Raw genomic sequence first — 18,267 nt, forward strand, 5'->3', positions numbered from 1 at the left:
GGGGTATTAGTGTGCAAAAGATTCGTGTCGGCATGGTTGGTGTTGGCTTCATAGCCAAGATACACATGGCTGCTTTCGCAGAAACCAGTCAGTTCATTGAGGTCGTTGGTGTTTGTGCCTCGAAAAGGGAAAATGCTGAGAACTTTGCTTCTCAGTACAAGGTACCACTCGTTTTTGAGAACTTTGAACAACTGTGTGCAAGTGAAGAAATCGACGTGGTTGACATTTGTGCCCCGACAGCGCTGCACGATGCGGTGATATTCTCGGCTTGCGAGAACAAAAAGCACGTCATATGTGAAAAACCACTCATCGGTTACTACGGAGAGGATGAACCAGGAATCGAACACGTTGGATTCGAGGTGTCCAAAACTAAGATGTACCAGGAGATTTCCAGAAAGATGACCTTGATTGAGCAGAAAATCACCCAAGCAGGCGTCAAGTTCATGTACGCAGAGAATTGGGTTTATGCACCCTCCGTTGAGAAGATGAAAAGGTTGCTAAGAGTCTCCGACGGAGTTGTTTTTGAACTTAGAGCTGAGTGCAGTCACTCAGGTTCACAAGCTTCCTATTCGAGGAAGTGGAGAACATCGGGTGGGGGGAGTTTGATGCGCCTTGGCTCGCATCCAATTGCAGCAGTATTGCACATGAAGTATTTTGAGGGACTCGTACGCAGTGGCAGACCCATTAAACCAGTGGCGGTTGTCGGAGAGATCGGTTACCTGACAAAGATGGAGTCTTTGAAAGATCGACCTTGTTATGTGGCAAGAGGTTGGGAGGATGTTGAAGATTGGTCAATGGCAATCATCGATTTTGATGATGGTTCCAAAGCAACCGTTTTTTCAACAGATCTCAGTCTTGGTGGTGTGAAGAACAAAATAACTGCATACATGTCGAACGGTGTGATAACTGCAAACATGACACCAAATGATTCTGTGGTTGCGTTCGCACCTAATGAAACTGTCTGGAAAGATGAGTACATCTGTGAAAAGCTCGAGACGAAAGCAGGTTATAGCTTCCCATCGGCGGATGAATTCTGGGCAAGGGGCTATCCACAAGAGATGAAAGACTTCGCACTCAGTGTACTTGAAAACAGAGAACCTGCATCTGGTTTCGATCTTGCAAAACAGACTGTCCAGGTGATTTATGCTGCGTATCTTTCTGCAGAGCTTCAGAGGAAGGTGAAAATTGATTGACCCTCAAGCCATGTGGGGCGTGTCTTGGGGGAATTTTCAGGGTAGGAGGGATGATAGATGAAAAAGTGGATTCTTGTCTTGATGCTGCTTTTCTCTATGATGGTCTTAGGAGCCCAAATCACGCTGAAAGCTGCCACACCATTTCAAAAGGGACATGTTCTGGCTGATGCTATGGAGTTGTTCAAACAAAAGATTGAAGCACAGACTAATGGTCGCATTGTGGTAGAGATGATCGTCGGTACAGTTTCTGAGGAAGATGCGAACACTCAATGTTCGCAAGGTGTTGTTGATATGCAGTTCACTGGTGGAAGACCCGTGGAAGTGTTTGCTCCTCAATATTTCTTTGTCAATGCACCGTTCGTGATCAAAGATTACGAGCATTTTCTGAGGGTTTGGAATGGACCTCTCGGTGCAAAGGCAAAAGCTCAAATAGCCGAGAAGGGTAACATGGTGTGTCTTGGGACGGTCTATCGCGGTTACAGACAGTTCACTTCGAACAAACCTATTTATGGACCAGCGGACCTCAAGGAGATCAAACTCAGACTTCCGGTTGTCCCGACCTGGGTGAAGATATGGGAAGCCCTTGGCACAAAACCAGTCACAGTTCCGTTGACTGAGCTCTATCAAGCTCTAAAGGAAGGTAGAGCAGAAGCTTCTGAGGGAGATCTGACGCAAATTTCCTCTTTCAAACTCTACGAGGTTCAGTCTTACCTGACTTTGACAAATCACTTGTGTGGTGTTGGTTGGGTAGCCATGAACAAAACGACTTACGACAAGCTATCTAAAGAAGATCAGCAGCTCATTCAATCGATACTCGATGAGGTCTGTGCTTGGGCTACGCAGAAGATAAAAGACAACGAGAGCAATATAATAGCAGAACTTGAGAAAAACGGTATGAAGGTTGTTACGCTTGATTCCTCTGTTCTTCAAACCATAAGAGAGATGGCTAAGCCCGCCGTGGAAGAACTTTTCAAGACTACCTGGCCCGTCACGACTTGGGCAGAGGTCCTTGCACAGTAAACTGAGGGTGCCGCAAGGCACCCTTAAATACGAATATTTGCCAGGCAAGGTACATATGTTAGAATCATAAAGGTTGCCGAAGTTACGTAAAGTGTGTTCTTTCTTTCTGCTGTTGAACTCAGTTTTGTTGATAGTGCCTATAGTACTCTGTGTGCGAAATTGATGAGAGTTGCCGACTACTTTGCCTTGTTTTTGAGAGGTACATCTGCCAATATCAATCCAGCAGGTTCGAGAGAGTTTTTTGAGAGCTCAGTACAGTTCTGATCAACTTCAACATAGGCTTCTTTAGTGAATCTCGGTGAGGGGATGAAGATGCTCAGAGAGGATGCGCTCAGGATAATCACCGAAACTGTACACCATCTTTTACCAGAAAACGCAGTGACTGAGTCACTCAAAGAAATCAATTTGGAAGGGAATGTGACAGTCGTTGCCATTGGTAAGGCAGCATGGAGGATGGCAAAGGCTGCCAAAGAAGTTCTTGGGAACAAGGTTATCAAAGGCGTGGTTATTACGAAATATGGTCACAGTTTGGGAAAGATAGAAACTCTTGAAGTCTGTGAAGCAGGACATCCAGTACCAGATGCAAATTCAGTTCGAGCTACTGAACGCGTCCTGGAGATTGTGAGCGATCTGAATTCTGGTGACACTGTTTTGCTTTTGATCTCTGGAGGAGGTTCTGCACTCTTTGAAAAACCAAAAGGTAGTGTCACACTGCAGCAACTTCAAGATCTCACAGAGCAGCTTCTGAGAAGTGGTGCTGACATTGTGGAGATCAATACGATTCGTAAGCATCTATCTGAGGTCAAAGGAGGAAGATTCGCTCAAAAGGTCTTTCCTGCCAGAGTGATTTCGCTGATTCTCTCGGATGTCATAGGTGATAGGATCGACAGTATTGCCTCTGGACCCGCATATCCAGATTCTACGACCAGTGAAGAAGCATTAGCGATTCTTGACAAGTACAAGATAAAGGTGGAAGATTCGATCAAAAAGGAACTCCAAGAAGAGACTCCAAAAGAACTCTTCAATGTGGAAACGAAGATCATTGGCAGTGTTAAACTTGCTTGCGAAAGAGCGGCTGAAGTGGCTTCGAAACTTGGGTATAGCACGATGATCTTAACTACAACACTTTCCTGTGAGGCAAAAGAGGCTGGAAAATTTTTAGTATCCGTTGCGAAAGAGATTCTTCGCAGTGACAGACCTCTTTCAAAGCCCGCCGCGGTGATACTCGGTGGAGAGACTGTTGTTCGAGTAACTGGGACAGGTAAGGGTGGAAGAAATCAAGAGTTGGCGCTTTCTGCGGCAATTGAAATAGATGGATTTGAGAAGATCGTGATTTGTTCTCTTGGAACCGATGGAACAGATGGTCCTACAGATGCAGCAGGTGGCATAGTCGATGGTACAACATGTAAAAGAATGAAAGCTCTTGGTATTGAACCGGTGAAGATGCTGTTGAACAACGACTCTTACAATGCGCTTAAACCAATTGGTGATCTTCTCATCACTGGACCTACTGGTACTAATGTAAACGACCTTGTTTTTTTGTTGGTTGGTAGATGATAACTCAAAGAGCGCCTTGATTCTGCAGAGCATCAAGAAATCAAATGGCGAATTCAGTTGCCGAGGATTCACACCATACTTCTAATCAATTTTTAATCTTTTGGTGTAACTCTATCTGAAAACAGTCAACGACGTCCATCGGGGGATGGGTTTATAGATGATTTAGCCAATCGCAAGGTGTTTGTGCACCTTGCTTTTTCTTTGGAAATTCCCACAGAATATCGGGGGCTCGGGCAGCTGTAGCCTCTCCCATAAGAACATCCTCCTTGGATTTGCAGATAAGCTGACTTTAAAACCCTACTATCTCATTAGCAGTGAGAGACAAATTCGGCTAAAAGATGTAGTAAATCACGAAAAGATAGAACCACATAAAATTGCACATGAAAAACTTCGCCGCCAATTCAACTTATTGTTAGATTGATCTTCGAACAACTACAGCCGAGAGAAAATCACAACATCAGTTTATATCTCAATGCCAGATCGTGATTTTATAAGCCTTTCAACGATCTCAATGAATTGAAGGGCATTCAGTTCATTGGTCAGTAGCTTCTCGTAGAAACCATCTTCCCTCAGTTGTTGTGCTATTTCGAATGCCTCTGGATACATTGACAGATAAGTCTGCCAAAATCCGGCTCGCTGAACATAGCTTTTGTCGCACAGAAAACCTATCAAGATTGACTGAATCTTTTCAAGCTCTTTGCTTTGAATGATCTCTATCTTCTTTCTGCTGTAATACTCAGTCAAACCGTACAGGTTCAATCCGCCTCCAACAGCATCTTTCATACCATAGACTACATTTTTTATTCCAGACATATAGATTGCTCCAAAGCACATAACGCAAGGTTCCATCGAAGCATAGATGACATAATCAGAAACGTTCAAGTCATCAGGAATTCTTTTCATAGAAACAAGCGCGTTTAACTCGGCATGTGCAATACTATTACCAAAGACTGGATAACCTTTGAACTCCGTATCATGAATGGCATTTCTTCCTCTTGAGATTATCTTTCCTTGTCCATCTGTGATCACAGAACCGACTGGGAAACACCCTTCTCGTAACGATTCCAGGCACAATTCAATCACTTCAATCTCGATATCTGTCACCGCAATACCTCCTGGTTGATTTAAACTATATTTCTCCAAGAATTGTTTTCAGTGAAAATGAAACCAAGCCAGATACAATAGGTGTTTCAACCCATGCCATCAATACTCGATAGATCATCTTTGGGTACGACAAATGCTCTCCTCTGGCAAAGCCAGCTCCAACAACTCCTCCAACGATTGCCTGTGATGAGGAAACTGGTATACCCACCAAACTGTATATCCAAACAGTTAATGAGTGAGAAAAAACAGCTACCAGCGACGAGAAATGGTCCAGTTCTATGAGATTTTTTCCGACTGTGAGCATAACCCTTTTGCTGAAAGTTAAGATGCCAAAGGCTATGCTCAGTCCACCGAAGATCGCAGCCTCTGTGATCGTAAAAGTTGATTCAACAAGCACCCCTGTTACATTTGCAACGTTGTTTGCACCGAGTGCATAGGCTCCATACGTACCTACAATCCATGAGCCAGTCTTTATAAAGGTATCTTGAAGTTGAATATTTCTGATCTTTCTGAAAAGCTGTGCTCCAATCTTGTACATGAACAAACTTATCACAAAGGCTCCCACAGGTGTGAGAATCCAGACAATGAAGAACTTCAAGAACACAGACCAATCAAGACCTTGGAATCCTTGAGTTTTCACGTTCAATCCTATGATAGCGCCGATCACTGCTTGAGATGTTGAGACAGGCAATTTCATCCATGTCATAACGGTCACCGTCAAGGCTGCTGAGAACAGTGCCAAAGAAGCGTCAAAACTTGAGAATTTGGAAACACTACTTATGTTCGCCAGTCCGTGCCGTCCACCTAAGACGGCACCTATCACCACAAAAATGCTGGCAAAAATTACAGCCTTTCTGTAACTTATCAAACCAGAACCAACAAAAGGTCCGAAGCAATTTGCCGCATCATTTGCTCCGAGTGACCAACCAAGAAAGATTGATGGCAGAAGGTTCAACTTCATCTCCTCCAGGTTCAGTCATCCGTATCTATATCTTACAAGGAGATTTTCTCTTTTGTGCCTTTAAGGGATTTGGTGACCTTACAAGATCATTTTGAAAATGAATTTTGATTCAGAAACTCCGATGCAAGATGCTTGTCTTGTGATACCAAACGTTCGTAGATCTTAACCCTCTCTGTGAAGTCTTCAGCGCTCATCATGCCTCTGCCTGTGTATACCTTTGTGAGTTTCACAGGAATTGTGAGGTTTTCAAAGCTAAAGCCAAGCTTTTCTTTAAGCATGTACTTCAGCCCGTGAATCACCCGTGAGGTTTTGTTCAAGCGCTGCAGGTCTACATCGAACCCAAGTATTTTCAAACCTTTTTCGACGTTGTTGAGTGTATACGTACCTCGAGCAAAGAGACAGGTGACAAGAGAGTTAGTGATCATTCTGTAAAGTGATTCTTCGTACATCATTTTCACTTCTTTTTCGATATCCTGTTGTCTACCCATGAATTTCTGGTCGATACTGTAACCAGCACAATCGAGGTGAGAATGCCTTACACCGACTGCGTAACCCACAAAGGCATCTGGTCCTGTCATATAACCAGGGGCTTCGTTCTTGTTGAAATGAATGGCAAATTCCTCTCCACCGTACTTTTGCGAACAGTGGTGTACACCTTTTTCCAAATCTCTGTAGAATTCATTTTTGCCAGCTGAGATGTTTTCCAAGACTTTCATATAGCTCAGACTGTCACCAAAACCCAGAGCAACACCATCTGTATGAGAGAGATCTATTACACCTTTTTGGAAGGCTTCTGTTGCCCATGCCAATGCAACACCGATGCTTATCGCATCCCAACCCTGACGTTCGATAAACTGCAAGAGTTTGAGAACTTCTTCTGCCTTTGAAATACTCAGATTAGATCCAATTGCGTAGATCAGTTCGTGATCGTAGGAAACCTTTATGGTTTTGTACATGTGTGGATCTGCGAAAAGTTCTCTGAGCGTTGCAACGTGAATACAGCCTATAGGACAATGTGAGCAAGATATCTGCTGAGCAAGGAAGTTGTCTGCGAAGAACTCTCCACTTATCCTCTCAGCACTTTCAAAAAAACCTTGGGAAAAGTTTCGCGTTGGTAGACTGTGTATCTTAGAAAGAGGTACAACATTCGCTGATGTGCCAAGGTCTCTGTATTTGTAAGTGTTCTCTGAGTAGGCAAGATCTTTGAAAAGATCATTGTAAAAAGCTTGATAAGATTTTTTATCCAAAATACGGCTGTACCTGTTTCCAGATATCACTACTGCCTTTAAATTCTTTGATCCAAAGACTGCTCCCAATCCAAGTCTTCCAAAGTGTCTTGATGAATCAACGGTTACACAAGCAATCGGTGATAATCTTTCCCCCGCAGGTCCTATCCTCAATATACTCTTTTTGCCTTTTCTGTTGTCTTCTTTTTCTCGAAGGATTCTTTCTACTGAGAGCGCACTCCTTCCCCACAAAGACTGGCATGGGATCAAATTCACTTGTTCGTTGTCTATCGAAAGATACACAGGTTTCTCTGCCTTCCCAGTTATCTTTACGATGTGAAAACCGGCAGCAAAGAGCGCCATTGATAGCCTTCCACCGGCGTGAGATTCACCCAGATCACCGGTGAGAGGAGACTTGAAGATCGCGACAGTTTTTGAGGCGCTCGGAAAGTAGTTGTTAAACGGTCCAATTCCAAGAAAGATAGGTGATTCAGGTGAAAATGGATCGAGCTCTTTGGTGATTTCTCTCAGCGCCAGATAGCTTAAGACACCCGTGCCGCCAATAAGCTTTGAAAAAAGATCTGAAAGATCTTTGATCTTGGTCTCGCCTGTGGAAAGATTAACTTCAAGCATTTTGTACATCGATCATCACCTCTTGCATCTCTAAGACATTGGTTGGGCAGTACATCACACAGATGCCGCAGTGAAAACAGGGCAGTGGTAGTTTTGCTTCTTCATCCCACTGTAGGGCTGCCACACTGCAAGCTTTCACGCACTTCATGCAGTGTGTACACCTTTCCTTCTCTAAGTCGACTCCATAACCCCTTTTCGAAGGTCTAAGTGCATTTGTTGGACAAACCGCAGCACATTCCGGATCAAGGCAACCTTGGCAGACTCTTACCGAAAATGCACCTTCGACGCCAGGGTAATTCTTCACCCTCATGGCAGACTTCTCGATACCCACTATACCGTGCCATGATCTGCTACATGCGTACATACAAGAGTAGCATCCGATGCATCTTTCTCTGTCTTTTACAGAAAGTTTTTTACCCATAGTCATTACCTCCACAAAGTCGATATTCATCTGAACTCTTTCTGCCTCAACTATACCATTGATTTGATCTTGTTTCGCGAAAACCTCATTTTCTGTGGAAAAGATATCGGTGGTTTTTGGTATAAAAGTAATAGCGGAACAAATCTTGTGGACGAAGGGGGATTTTGAGTGCAGTCGCGTCAGCCTCGCTGGATTTTTCTGTATTCCTTCGGATTGTCATTCATCGTCTTTGGAATAATCTGTGGAGGTCTTTGGAATCCTGCCGAGTTGCTCAAGGGTTTGTTAAGAATCGTTGTGGTACCAGATTACCTTCTGACTGATTATATCGAGGTGGGTGGAATACCTGCTGCATTTGTGAATTCTGGTTTGCTCATGTTGGTTTTCTCTTGGTTTCTGCGCCTGCTAAGGGTTTCTGTTACGGGGCTGTCCTTTGCGAGTGTGCTTACCGTAGGTGGGTTCGCCTTATTTGGAAAGAATATTTTCAATGTCTGGCCCATATTAATAGGTGTTTTTCTCTATTCGCTTTACAAGAGAGAACCCCTTTCAAGATATATCTACGTGGCGTACTTTGGTACGGCTATATCACCATTGGTCACACAAATAGCATTTGTCTTGCCATTCAGGGGACTCAAACAGGTCATCACATCTTATTTGGTCGCCATGATCATCGGCTTCTTTTTAGTCGACATCGCTGCACATCTTTTGACCACGCACAAGGGTTATAACCTGTACAACGTGGGTTTTACGTGCGGAATGATCGGCATGATTGCCGCCGCTTTTTTCAGAGTATACGGATATGAAATACCTGCGCGCAAGGTTTGGTCAAGCGGAAATAATCTTTTGCTGTCGATTTTCCTCTTTCTGATCTTTTTCTTTTTAGCGTACTTTGGATGGAAGTTGAATGGAAGATCTTTCAAGAATTACAAAAAGTTGATGAAACACTCAGGGAGACTTGTAACTGATTTCGTCATATTAGAGAGTTTTCCTTTAACTCTTTTGAACATGGGAATACTTGGCATGGCGATGACCATCTATGTTCTTCTGACAGGTAGCCAACTGAATGGCCCAACAATAGGCGGTATAATGACCGTTGTAGGCTTTGGAGGTTTTGGCAAGCATCCGAAAAATGTCTTACCGTTGTTGTTGGGTGTCACCTTGAATGCTGTAACAAACAAATATGCTTTGAGCGAACCAAACAACATACTCGCTGCGCTCTTTGGAACGACATTAGCACCGATAGCAGGTGAGTTTGGCATCATTTGGGGTGTTGTTGCTGGATTTCTTCACACCGCTGTTGTGAACAACGTTGGTTTCTTACACGGAGGATTGAATCTTTACAACAACGGTTTTGCAGGTGGGTTGGTAGCGATGTTTTTGGTACCGATCATCCAACTTTTTCGCAAGAAGGGGGAATGAATTGTGCCGAGAAAAGCTGAGATAGTTACAAAGTTGAGTTCCCAATTGATGAAATTTCTCTTAGCAAGATCAGCGAGTGAGATAAGTATGAACATAAAAGTTGAAAACGATGAGATCTCTGTTTCCATAGAGGCAACTGTTGCCTTGAAAGAACAGGAATTACAGACACTTGAGGGATACTTAAAGGTTGAGAACCGTGAAGAGTTTGCCTACTACTATCTCCCGTTACTAGGCGAGTATGGATCAGATGAAGATCTGGTATTGATGTCAATGTTGGTGAACTCAGTGAAAATTGATTACAATGAAGAAGAATCAGTTTTGAGGATTACTTTTTTCGTATGCAATGTTAAGAATTGAGGCAAAGGTGTTATGGTATGATAAACCTGTTATGGTATAATAGAGCTACAAACTCATCAGTAGGGGGTGTACTTAGGATGAAGAAGCTCTTTATTGTACTTGGTTTGTTGCTGGTTGTGACCTTGAGTTTTGCAGCGCTTGGGTTCAAGGTCGGAGTTGTAACAGGTACAGTTTCACAGGGTGAGGACGAGTACCGCGGCGCAGAAAACGTGATCGCAAAATACGGTAAAGAAATAATCCACGTGACTTACCCAGACAAGTTCATGCAGGAACAAGAGACTACAATTGCGAGAATCGTCGAGCTTGCCTATGATCCTATGGTCAAGGCAATAGTGATCTGCCAAGGTGTTCCTGGAACGGTTTCGGCAATTAGAAGAGTCAAGGAATTTAGACCTGATATGATCTTTGTTGTGGGCGTTCCACATGAAGATCCAGAAGTTGTTGGCCCTGTTGCTGATGTTTCATTCCAGACAGATGATCTTGGCCGTGGCGTCACGATAATTGATCTGGCTTACAGCATGGGGGCAAAGAGGTTCATTCACTATTCTTTCCCAAGGCACATGAGCTACAAACTACTTGCTGAGAGACGCGATATCATGGAAAAGCGTTGTAAAGAACTCGGTATTGAGTTCATATTCGTTTCTGCTCCAGACCCACTTGGAGAGCAAGGTTTAACCGGTGCTCAGCAGTTCATTCTTGAGGATGTTCCAAGGCAGATCGCCAAGTATGGAAAGGACACTGCCTTCTTCTCCACAAACTGCGGTATGCAAGAGCCTTTGCAGAAAGCCATCCTGCAGCATGGCGGAATCTATCCGGAACCTTGCTGCCCATCACCGACACACGGTTTTCCAGGTTCTCTTGGTATAGCGATTCCACCGGAAAAGAAAGGTGACATCAACTACATACTCAAGGCTGTGAACGGTAAAATAGTTGAACTTGGTGGAGCGGGAAGATTTGCAACATGGCCCATACCGATCAACATGGTTTTTGTCGAAGCCGGTGTTGAATTGGCGGTGGGACTTGTTAAGAAGACTGTGAAAGCAGACGATATGAATGATGTTAAGGCTGTTTTCGACAAGGTGATTTCTCAAAAGGTTTCTGGTTATGGATTGAAATCGATAAGCAAATACCCAGACGCAGGTAACTATTATTTAGTGATTTGTGATTCGGTTATCTTTGGAAAGACCCAGTTCTAACTGTTATGAATGTAAACACTTTCTCAAAGATGTCGGCTTTAATGCCGACATCTTTGATTTGTGGGAGGAATGCGCGTGGAAAAAACCCTCGAAATGAGAAACATAAATAAGTCTTTCTACGGCAACCAAGTTCTGAAAAATGTGAGTATCGATTTGATGCCAGGCGAGGTTCATGGTCTTGTTGGAGAAAATGGTGCCGGTAAATCTACTTTGATGAACATCCTCTTCGGTATGCCTGTGATTCATTCAACTGGAGGTTTTGAGGGAGAAGTATTGATAGATGGCCGCAAAGTTGAAATAGATTCTCCGAAAAAGGCCATGGAGTTGGGTATAGGTATGGTTCATCAGGAATTCATGCTGCTCCCTGGGTTTACGGTGACTGAAAACATCAAGTTGAACAGAGAGATCACGAGAGCTAATATCGTCAGCAAACTCTTTGGCAAGTCCTTGGAAACACTCGATATGTCTTCAATGAGAAGGGATGCAAAACAGGCGTTAAGTTCTATTGGAATGAATATCGATGAATTCCTCATGGTCGCGGGTCTTCCTGTCGGTCACAAACAATTCATAGAGATTGCCAGAGAAATAGACAAGAGAAATCTAAAAGTACTCGTTCTCGATGAGCCAACGGCAGTTCTATCGGAAACAGAGGCTGAGAAGCTTCTGGATGCGATAAAATTGCTGTCTTCAAAAGGTATATCCATACTGTTCATTTCCCATAGGTTAGTTGAGATACTCAAAGTCTCAAACAGAATCACGATTTTAAGAGACGGAGCTGTCGTTGACCAAGGACCTGCTTCGTCTTTTACGATCTCTGAGATCGCCGAAAAGATGGTCGGTAGAAGATTAGATTCAGTTGGATTGCCACCCAGAGAAAAAGAGCCTTCAGATAAAGACATAATCATGTCCATCAAGGTTCTGAAGGTGCAGATGCCTGGTGAGAATGTATATGACTTCAACTTAGATATTCGAAGGGGAGAAATCTTAGGCATAGGAGGATTGGCGGGGCACGGAAAGATCGGTATAGCCAACGGTATAGCAGGCATGTACCCAGCTACTGGAGAGGTTTTGCTGGAAGGAGAACCTTATAGACTGAATGATCCTGCTTACGCTTTGAAGAGGGGTGTAGTCTATCTATCTGAGGATCGCAGAGGTGTCGGCTTGTTGCTCAATGAATCTGTTGAAATGAATATCGCGGCAACTGCGATAGAAGCATTTGATGAATTCACAAAGAGATTCTTGTTTTTCAAGATCTATGACAAGAAAAGACTCAGAGAACATGCTTTACAGATGATTAAGCAACTCGATATAAGGTGTAAATCGCCAACACAGCCTGTTAGGAGGCTCAGTGGTGGCAATCAACAAAAGGTTTGTTTGGCAAGGGCTTTCACTTTGAAACCCAAGATCCTCTTTGTCTCGGAACCTACCAGAGGTATCGACGTTGGTGCAAAGAAACTCGTTCTAGACCATTTAGTCGAGATGAACAGAAAGCATGGCATAACCATAGTCATGACGTCCAGTGAACTTGCTGAACTGAGAACAATTTGCGATAGGATAGCCATAGTAGCAGAAGGGAAACTTTCTGCAATTCTGCCACCTGATGCATCGGATGCCGAGTTTGGACTTGCAATGGCTGGAGAATTACAGGAGGTGAAAGCAAGTGAATAAACTCCTCGATCTCCTGAAACGAGTGGACATACCGACCATTATAATCTTCATCTTTCTCATAGGGTTGTTTTTCTTGGCTGGTGTTACGAAGGTCTCGATACCATCTTTGCTAAGTGACTCACTCAAGAGAATTGGCATGAATGGCGTTTTGGTTCTTGCGATGGTGCCAACGATCAGATCAGGCATAGGCCCGAACTTTGGTCTTCCTGTTGGGATAATAGGTGGGCTCATCGGTGCATTGATAAGCATGCAGCTTGGTTTGGTTGGTTTTACAGGTTTTTGGTTTTCAGTATTCTTGGCTGTTGTGATCTGTGCGGCAATTGGCTTTGCTTACGGTTGGTTGCTTGAAAGGGTTCGTGGTCAAGAGATGATGGTGGGCACTTACATGGGTTATTCAATAGTGGCGTTCATGTCCATCATGTGGCTGCTTTTACCTTTTTCCAACCCAGACATGGTTTGGGCAATTGGTGGCAGGGGGTTAAGATATACGCTCACTCTCCAGAACTATTTTGCACATATTCTAAACAACTTTCTCAAATTCAAGATTGGAGGTTTTGAAGTACCGACAGGGTTGTTACTTTTCTTTGCTGGTGCTTGTTTTGTTGTGTACTTGTTCTTCAAGACAAGAATAGGTCTTGCAATTGACTTAGTTGGGCAAAATGAACGTTATGCAATAAGTTCAGGTGTGAATACCAAGAGAGCCAGATTGATTGCAGTAATACTGTCTACGATAATCGGTGGCGTTGGTATCATAGTGTATGCACAAAGCTATGGTTTCTTGCAGCTCTATCAAGCTCCATTGTTTATGACCTTCCCGGCTGTGGCTTCCATTCTTATAGGTGGTGCTTCCATAAGAAGGGCTTCGATAATGAATGTCGTTATCGGTACAGTTGCCTTTCAAACACTTCTGACAATTGCTCTGCCCGTGCTGAGTCAGGTGACGAGAGGCGATATAACAGAGGTCATGAGGTTGATTGTGAGTAACGGTATGATCCTTTACGCACTCACAAGAGCTCCAAAGGAGGCGAGCTGAGATGGAGAAGCTGAAAAAGATTCTTCTTTCAAATATCGTTCCTATAGTGTTTTTGGTTCTGTCCATCTCGGCGGTGTTGGTTGCCGGAATACCTCCTCTGTTCTTGGTAAGTGAGGTTGTACGACGGCTCAGTAGGAATACCTTTTTGGTGCTTTCTCTTCTAATACCAGTAGTTGCAGGAATGGGTTTGAATTTCGGTATCGTTCTTGGAGCAATGGCAGGACAAGCGGCGATGTTTTTTGTCGTTGACTGGAAGATAAAAGGTATATCTGGTATTGTAGTTTCAATTATTCTCGGAGCGGCTATTGCTTTAGTTTTAGGATGGATTGCAGGTCTCATTTTGAACAGAGCCAAAGGAAGAGAGATGATCACCTCGATGATTCTCGGCTTTTTTGCAAATGGTGTTTACCAACTCATCTTTCTGTTCTTCGTTGGTTCGATAATTCCCTTCAAAACGAAACAATTTTTGCTTCCGGATGGCGTTGGATTGAGAAACACCGTTGATCTCTACGGAACGATCGCATCGGCTTTGAACAAACCGTGGACAATTCAGATAGGCACGGTGAGAGTTTTTGTAATACCTATACTTATCACAGTTACTCTGTGCTTGTTTATCTACTTCTTGTTTAAAACAAAACTTGGTCAGAACATAAGAGCGGTGGGACAAGATATGCACATAGCCGAAGTGGCAGGAATAAACGTGAATAAGATCAGAATAACAGCGGTTATGATGTCAACAGTCTTAGCGACAATCGGACAGATCATATACCTTCAAGATATCAGCACGATAAACACTTACAACAGTCACGAACAGGTCGGATTGTTTTCAATAGCCGCATTGCTCGTCGGAGGTGCATCCACAAGAAGGGCATCGATATGGAATGCGATAATTGGCGTTTTGTTGTTCCATACACTGTTCGTTGTTGCACCGAGTGCAGGAAACAAACTGTTTGGTCAACCGCAGGTCGGAGAGTTTTTCAGAGAGTTTCTCGCCTATGCAGTTATAGCCTTTGCCCTTGCAATGCACGGTTGGAGTGCAAAGAAACAAAAACACTGAAGACTAAGAACAAGAGGGTCGTGACAGACCCTCTTATTTTTCCTCTTTCATACTAAAGCCTTCCATGAAGGTCCTTTGAAAGATGAGAAGCATGATCAGAGGAGGTAACATAGCCATAATTGTTCCAGCCATTATTATGTTCCAATCTGCTGCCTGAGCTTCTGACGCCAAGAGAATCTTTATGCCTATTTGAACGACTCTCATTTCCTTTGTTGTGGTTATCACCAGTGGCCAGAGATATTCGTTCCATATGTAGTTGAATTCAATCAAAAACAAAGCACCCATATTTGTTTTTGAAAGAGGTACGAGTATGTGCCACAAGAATCTCATTGGACCAGCGCCGTCTATTCTTGCTGCATCAGCAAGAGATGACGGAACGGTGAGGAAAAGTTGCCTGAATAGCAGCGTACCGGTCGCACTTGCGAAAAATGGTATCGTGAGTGCATAGTAAGTGTTAACCCATCCAAAGGATTTCATCATGTCATAAGTTGGTAAAAGTCTCACGGGAAGTGGCAACATATGTGTTATCAGTATCAGTCCAAAAAACAGATATTTGCCCTTGAAATCTCCAAAGTAGGTGAAGGCAAAAGCTGCAAGTATTGAAAAACAAATCTTTGCTGATGCGACCACCGTCGCAGTGAAGGCGCTGTTGAACATCAACCTACCCATTTCTGCGCTCTTCCAAGCCTCTTTCATGTTTTCAAACAGATGGGAACTCGGCACAAATCTTGGTGGATAACTGTAAGATTCCACAGAGTTGAGTGTTGCCATCACGAAGGTGTAGTATATAGGAAACATGACGATTAATGTGAGGATCGTCAAGATCGTGTAAATTTGAGTTTTTTGTCTTCTGTAAGCTTTCACAGTTCACCACCTATCCGTAGAAGACTTTTTGTTGTGTGTATCTGAACTGTAGCACAGTCAAAATAGTGACAAAGATGAAAAGCACAACAGACTGTGCCGAAGCAAAACCGATATCTATCGCTATGAATCCATCTCTGTAGAGTTTGTACACAAGAATTTCTGTTGCATTGCCTGGCCCACCTTTGGTCATGATGTCGATCAAACCGAAGACCTCGAAGAATGCATACAACATGTTCATTATCAACAAGAAAAAGGTTGTCGGTGACAGCAGTGGTAGAGTAACCCGAAGGAACCTTCTAATCCCATTGGCGCCGTCTATGGCAGCGGCTTCCAAAAGTTCATCTGGTACAGCTTGCAGTCCCGCGAGATAAAAGATAACGTTGTAACCCATCATCTTCCATACGGCAGCAATGATTACGATGGCGAGAGCAAGATTTCCATCGTTCATCCAGTTAATGGTTTTACCCGTGAACAACCTCACAAGATAGACAATAGGACCTGTTGCAGGGTTGAACATCAATGCCCAAACTGTTCCTGCTATCGCCGGTGAAATCGCATATGTCCAGATGAAAAAAGTTCTGTACACCGTCATACCCCGAAGCCTTTGGTTGAGTAATGCGGCGACGATCACACAGAAAATCAAACCAATTACGACAACAGAACCAGCGAAGACAAGTGTTCTCACCAGACTACTTACATAGGCAGTGGAACTGAAAAGTCGTGAGAAATTTCCAAGCCCGACAAAGATTCGGCGATCCCCAAAGGGTGAAACTCTGAAAAAGCTTTGGTATATCGAGCGAACAGTTGGAATTAAGAAAAAGACAACTATCACTGCAATCGAAGGTAAAAGCAAGAGATAGGGCATAACTCTGTTGGGGAATCTACTGCGCATCACATCACCGTCCACTTTTGGTATGAATAAAGGGGGACAGAGTCCCCCTAAGAATCACTTACCGTACAGTGAGATGTAATCTTTCAAAATTTGATTGCATTGTTTTGCTGCTTCATCTAGTATGGCTTTTGCTATTTTTTCTATATCCGGTCCTTTGTACTGTAGTGCCTTTTCAAAGGCAGAATCGACTACATCTCTTATTGCTACAAAGTTTCCAAGTCTTACGCCTTGCGACTCAGGTCTGTTGATCCCACTGAGGATTTGTAAGAAGGCAGTCAGGTGATTTGGATGTTCTGAGAACCAACCTTCGTCGAGCAATCCCTTCAATGCACTGTTACTGGTTGGGAAATAACCTGTAGATTTGTGCCATTTCTGAGAAACCTCAGGTCTGGCAACGAATTTCAGAAATTCCCACACGGCTTTGTAGTCGTCCTTGGGTTTACCTTTCATTACCCACAAGGTTGCACCACCGATGACTGAGTTGCCCTTTGGATAACCAGGAATTCGAGGCAAGAAGGTGGTACCTACTTTGAATTTAGCTTTGCTCTCTATCGAACCAACCGACGAAGTTGATTGGATCAGCATCGCGACTTGTCCTGCCAAAAATGCATTGTTGGCGTTGTATTCTCTTCCACCATAGACAAGTACGCCATTCTGTGCCCATCTGATCCACTCGGCGAAGACCTTGACACCAAAATCTTTGTTGAAGTAGACTTCGCTTGCTCTTGCCTTTCTCCCGTTCTCGTTGTTGGCATAAAACTGTGCGTGGAGTGCGTGCATTTGCTCAAAGACCCACGCGGGCCAACCAAAAGCAATTCCTCCAAGTGCCGCACCAGATTGGACTATCTTCTTACCGTATTCAAAGAGTTCATCAAAAGTTGTTGGAGGTTTGTTCGGGTCAAGTCCTGCTTTCTCGAAGATGTCTTTGTTGTAATACAAAATTGCCGTCGAGGAATTGAAGGGCATTGAATAAAGTTTTCCATCAACGGAATAGTAATTGAGAATAGGTACCACTATGTCACCCCAGTCGAAATCTGGCTCGGCAAGCTCAAAAACTGGCATAATGGCACCGCTGTCGAGCATCGTCTGAAGTCCTACTTCGTAAACCTGTACTATGTGTGGTTGTGTGTTGTTTCTATAGGCAGCTATAGCCTTGGTGAGCGTTTCGGCATAGGTTCCAGTAAAGACAGCGACTACTTCGATATCTGGGTGTGTGGCGTTGAAGTCTTTCACGATTTGTTCGAGAGCTGTGAGGTTTGCACCGCTCATAGCGTGCCACAATGTAATGGTTGTCTTAGCGAAAGCTGCTGCAAAAATGGTTGTGATCACCAGAAGAACCAGAACCAAACGCTTCATAACTCCACCCCCTGTTGTTGAGTATGTAGCACTTCTATTTTACATTTTCTAAACCGTTCTTTCAAGTTAAACCATTGGAGGTAATTGAAGTGTCTGCATTCTGGTCTCTCTTGACATGAATAAAGGCAGTCATGAACCGTGGGCGTGTTTGTTACTGTCTTGTCCTCTTGTACCCAATAAGAGGTGCGAGTAATCTGATGCGCAACAACAAATAGTGGAGAAATTCTCTTCATTTCCGATGACCAACGAATTCAGTGGCACATGACAAGTTATTATCCCTAAATTCTGGCAATATCAACTGTCTTTTTGCTTG

17 protein-coding genes are annotated in these 18,267 nt (G+C 43.6%); 9 read left to right on the forward strand and 8 right to left on the reverse strand.

Annotated features, from left to right (window positions below):
* Positions 1–11: 11 nt before the first annotated feature.
* The 3 genes from ACSFC1_RS00715 to ACSFC1_RS00725 all read left to right on the forward strand — a co-directional run bounded on the left by ACSFC1_RS00715 (position 12) and on the right by ACSFC1_RS00725 (position 3,770).
* The gene (locus ACSFC1_RS00715; RefSeq protein ID WP_435564222.1) at positions 12–1,193 is read left to right on the forward strand and encodes a Gfo/Idh/MocA family protein; all 1,182 of its coding nucleotides are present in this window, start codon (positions 12–14) and stop codon (positions 1,191–1,193) included.
* Positions 1,194–1,250: 57 nt separating this feature from the next.
* Positions 1,251–2,213, forward strand: a complete 963-nt coding sequence (locus tag ACSFC1_RS00720) for a TRAP transporter substrate-binding protein (RefSeq protein WP_435564223.1) — start codon at positions 1,251–1,253, stop codon at positions 2,211–2,213.
* A gap of 312 nt (positions 2,214–2,525) precedes the next feature.
* Entirely contained in the window at positions 2,526–3,770 is a 1,245-nt protein-coding gene (locus ACSFC1_RS00725) for a glycerate kinase type-2 family protein (RefSeq protein ID WP_435564224.1), read from the forward strand.
* Between the two features lie 462 nt (positions 3,771–4,232).
* Here the strand turns inward: ACSFC1_RS00725 and ACSFC1_RS00730 are convergent, their stop codons facing one another.
* The 4 genes from ACSFC1_RS00730 to ACSFC1_RS00745 all read right to left on the reverse strand — a co-directional run bounded on the left by ACSFC1_RS00730 (position 4,233) and on the right by ACSFC1_RS00745 (position 8,115).
* Positions 4,233–4,874: a nucleoside deaminase gene (locus ACSFC1_RS00730; protein WP_435564225.1), complete on the reverse strand. Its 642-nt coding sequence runs from the start codon at positions 4,872–4,874 to the stop codon at positions 4,233–4,235.
* Between the two features lie 25 nt (positions 4,875–4,899).
* Positions 4,900–5,835, reverse strand: coding sequence for an inorganic phosphate transporter (locus tag ACSFC1_RS00735; protein WP_435564226.1), 936 nt, complete (start codon positions 5,833–5,835; stop codon positions 4,900–4,902).
* An 86-nt stretch (positions 5,836–5,921) separates the two neighbouring features.
* Positions 5,922–7,703 carry an aldehyde ferredoxin oxidoreductase N-terminal domain-containing protein gene (locus ACSFC1_RS00740; protein ID WP_435564227.1) on the reverse strand — a complete coding sequence of 594 codons (1,782 nt, stop codon included), beginning with the start codon at positions 7,701–7,703 and terminating at the stop codon, positions 5,922–5,924.
* On the reverse strand, positions 7,687–8,115 hold the full coding sequence (locus ACSFC1_RS00745) for a 4Fe-4S dicluster domain-containing protein (RefSeq protein WP_435564228.1): 429 nt from the start codon (positions 8,113–8,115) through the stop codon (positions 7,687–7,689). The genes ACSFC1_RS00740 and ACSFC1_RS00745 overlap by 17 nt, the downstream gene beginning before the upstream one ends.
* 168 nt (positions 8,116–8,283) lie before the next feature.
* Here ACSFC1_RS00745 and ACSFC1_RS00750 point away from each other — a divergent pair, with 168 nt between their 5' ends.
* The 6 genes from ACSFC1_RS00750 to ACSFC1_RS00775 all read left to right on the forward strand — a co-directional run bounded on the left by ACSFC1_RS00750 (position 8,284) and on the right by ACSFC1_RS00775 (position 14,842).
* Positions 8,284–9,531, forward strand: coding sequence for a DUF1576 domain-containing protein (locus ACSFC1_RS00750; RefSeq protein ID WP_435564229.1), 1,248 nt, complete (start codon positions 8,284–8,286; stop codon positions 9,529–9,531).
* 3 nt (positions 9,532–9,534) lie between these two features.
* Positions 9,535–9,888, forward strand: a complete 354-nt coding sequence (locus ACSFC1_RS00755) for a hypothetical protein (protein WP_435564230.1) — start codon at positions 9,535–9,537, stop codon at positions 9,886–9,888.
* Positions 9,889–9,965: 77 nt separating this feature from the next.
* On the forward strand, positions 9,966–11,084 hold the full coding sequence (locus ACSFC1_RS00760; RefSeq protein ID WP_435564231.1) for a DUF3798 domain-containing protein: 1,119 nt from the start codon (positions 9,966–9,968) through the stop codon (positions 11,082–11,084).
* Positions 11,085–11,159: 75 nt separating this feature from the next.
* Positions 11,160–12,752, forward strand: a complete 1,593-nt coding sequence (locus ACSFC1_RS00765) for a sugar ABC transporter ATP-binding protein (RefSeq protein WP_435564232.1) — start codon at positions 11,160–11,162, stop codon at positions 12,750–12,752.
* Positions 12,745–13,785 (forward strand): ABC transporter permease subunit, encoded by a 1,041-nt coding sequence (locus ACSFC1_RS00770; RefSeq protein ID WP_435564233.1) that lies wholly within the window; start codon positions 12,745–12,747, stop codon positions 13,783–13,785. Before ACSFC1_RS00765 ends, ACSFC1_RS00770 begins: the two co-directional genes overlap by 8 nt.
* A 1-nt stretch (position 13,786) precedes the next feature.
* Positions 13,787–14,842 (forward strand): ABC transporter permease subunit, encoded by a 1,056-nt coding sequence (locus ACSFC1_RS00775; protein ID WP_435564234.1) that lies wholly within the window; start codon positions 13,787–13,789, stop codon positions 14,840–14,842.
* Between the two features lie 33 nt (positions 14,843–14,875).
* Here the strand turns inward: ACSFC1_RS00775 and ACSFC1_RS00780 are convergent, their stop codons facing one another.
* The 4 genes from ACSFC1_RS00780 to ACSFC1_RS00795 are packed head-to-tail and all read right to left on the reverse strand — an operon-like array spanning position 14,876 to position 18,187.
* Complete coding sequence (locus ACSFC1_RS00780) at positions 14,876–15,706, reverse strand: carbohydrate ABC transporter permease (RefSeq protein WP_435564235.1); 831 nt, start codon at positions 15,704–15,706, stop codon at positions 14,876–14,878.
* A gap of 10 nt (positions 15,707–15,716) precedes the next feature.
* Positions 15,717–16,598 (reverse strand): carbohydrate ABC transporter permease, encoded by an 882-nt coding sequence (locus tag ACSFC1_RS00785; protein WP_435564236.1) that lies wholly within the window; start codon positions 16,596–16,598, stop codon positions 15,717–15,719.
* A 54-nt stretch (positions 16,599–16,652) separates the two neighbouring features.
* Positions 16,653–17,954, reverse strand: a complete 1,302-nt coding sequence (locus ACSFC1_RS00790) for an ABC transporter substrate-binding protein (RefSeq protein ID WP_435564237.1) — start codon at positions 17,952–17,954, stop codon at positions 16,653–16,655.
* Positions 17,951–18,187: a PAN domain-containing protein gene (locus ACSFC1_RS00795; protein WP_435564238.1), complete on the reverse strand. Its 237-nt coding sequence runs from the start codon at positions 18,185–18,187 to the stop codon at positions 17,951–17,953. The genes ACSFC1_RS00790 and ACSFC1_RS00795 overlap by 4 nt, the downstream gene beginning before the upstream one ends.
* Positions 18,188–18,267 lie beyond the last annotated feature (80 nt).

The sequence above is a fragment of the Pseudothermotoga sp. U03pept genome, assembly GCF_051235805.1.
Lineage (GTDB): Bacteria > Thermotogota > Thermotogae > Thermotogales > DSM-5069 > Pseudothermotoga_B.

What these genes read in the sequence shown, in the direction of transcription:
- ACSFC1_RS00720 (WP_435564223.1), top strand. Translation starts at nt 1,251, where the DNA reads ATGAAAAAGTGGATTCTTGTCTTGATGCTGCTTTTCTCTATGATGGTC.
- ACSFC1_RS00795 (WP_435564238.1), bottom strand. Translation starts at nt 18,187, where the DNA reads ATGAAGAGAATTTCTCCACTATTTGTTGTTGCGCATCAGATTACTCGC.
- ACSFC1_RS00735 (WP_435564226.1), bottom strand. Translation starts at nt 5,835, where the DNA reads ATGAAGTTGAACCTTCTGCCATCAATCTTTCTTGGTTGGTCACTCGGA.
- ACSFC1_RS00745 (WP_435564228.1), bottom strand. Translation starts at nt 8,115, where the DNA reads ATGGGTAAAAAACTTTCTGTAAAAGACAGAGAAAGATGCATCGGATGC.
- ACSFC1_RS00760 (WP_435564231.1), top strand. Translation starts at nt 9,966, where the DNA reads ATGAAGAAGCTCTTTATTGTACTTGGTTTGTTGCTGGTTGTGACCTTG.
- ACSFC1_RS00740 (WP_435564227.1), bottom strand. Translation starts at nt 7,703, where the DNA reads ATGTACAAAATGCTTGAAGTTAATCTTTCCACAGGCGAGACCAAGATC.
- ACSFC1_RS00785 (WP_435564236.1), bottom strand. Translation starts at nt 16,598, where the DNA reads ATGCGCAGTAGATTCCCCAACAGAGTTATGCCCTATCTCTTGCTTTTA.
- ACSFC1_RS00725 (WP_435564224.1), top strand. Translation starts at nt 2,526, where the DNA reads ATGCTCAGAGAGGATGCGCTCAGGATAATCACCGAAACTGTACACCAT.
- ACSFC1_RS00775 (WP_435564234.1), top strand. Translation starts at nt 13,787, where the DNA reads ATGGAGAAGCTGAAAAAGATTCTTCTTTCAAATATCGTTCCTATAGTG.
- ACSFC1_RS00790 (WP_435564237.1), bottom strand. Translation starts at nt 17,954, where the DNA reads ATGAAGCGTTTGGTTCTGGTTCTTCTGGTGATCACAACCATTTTTGCA.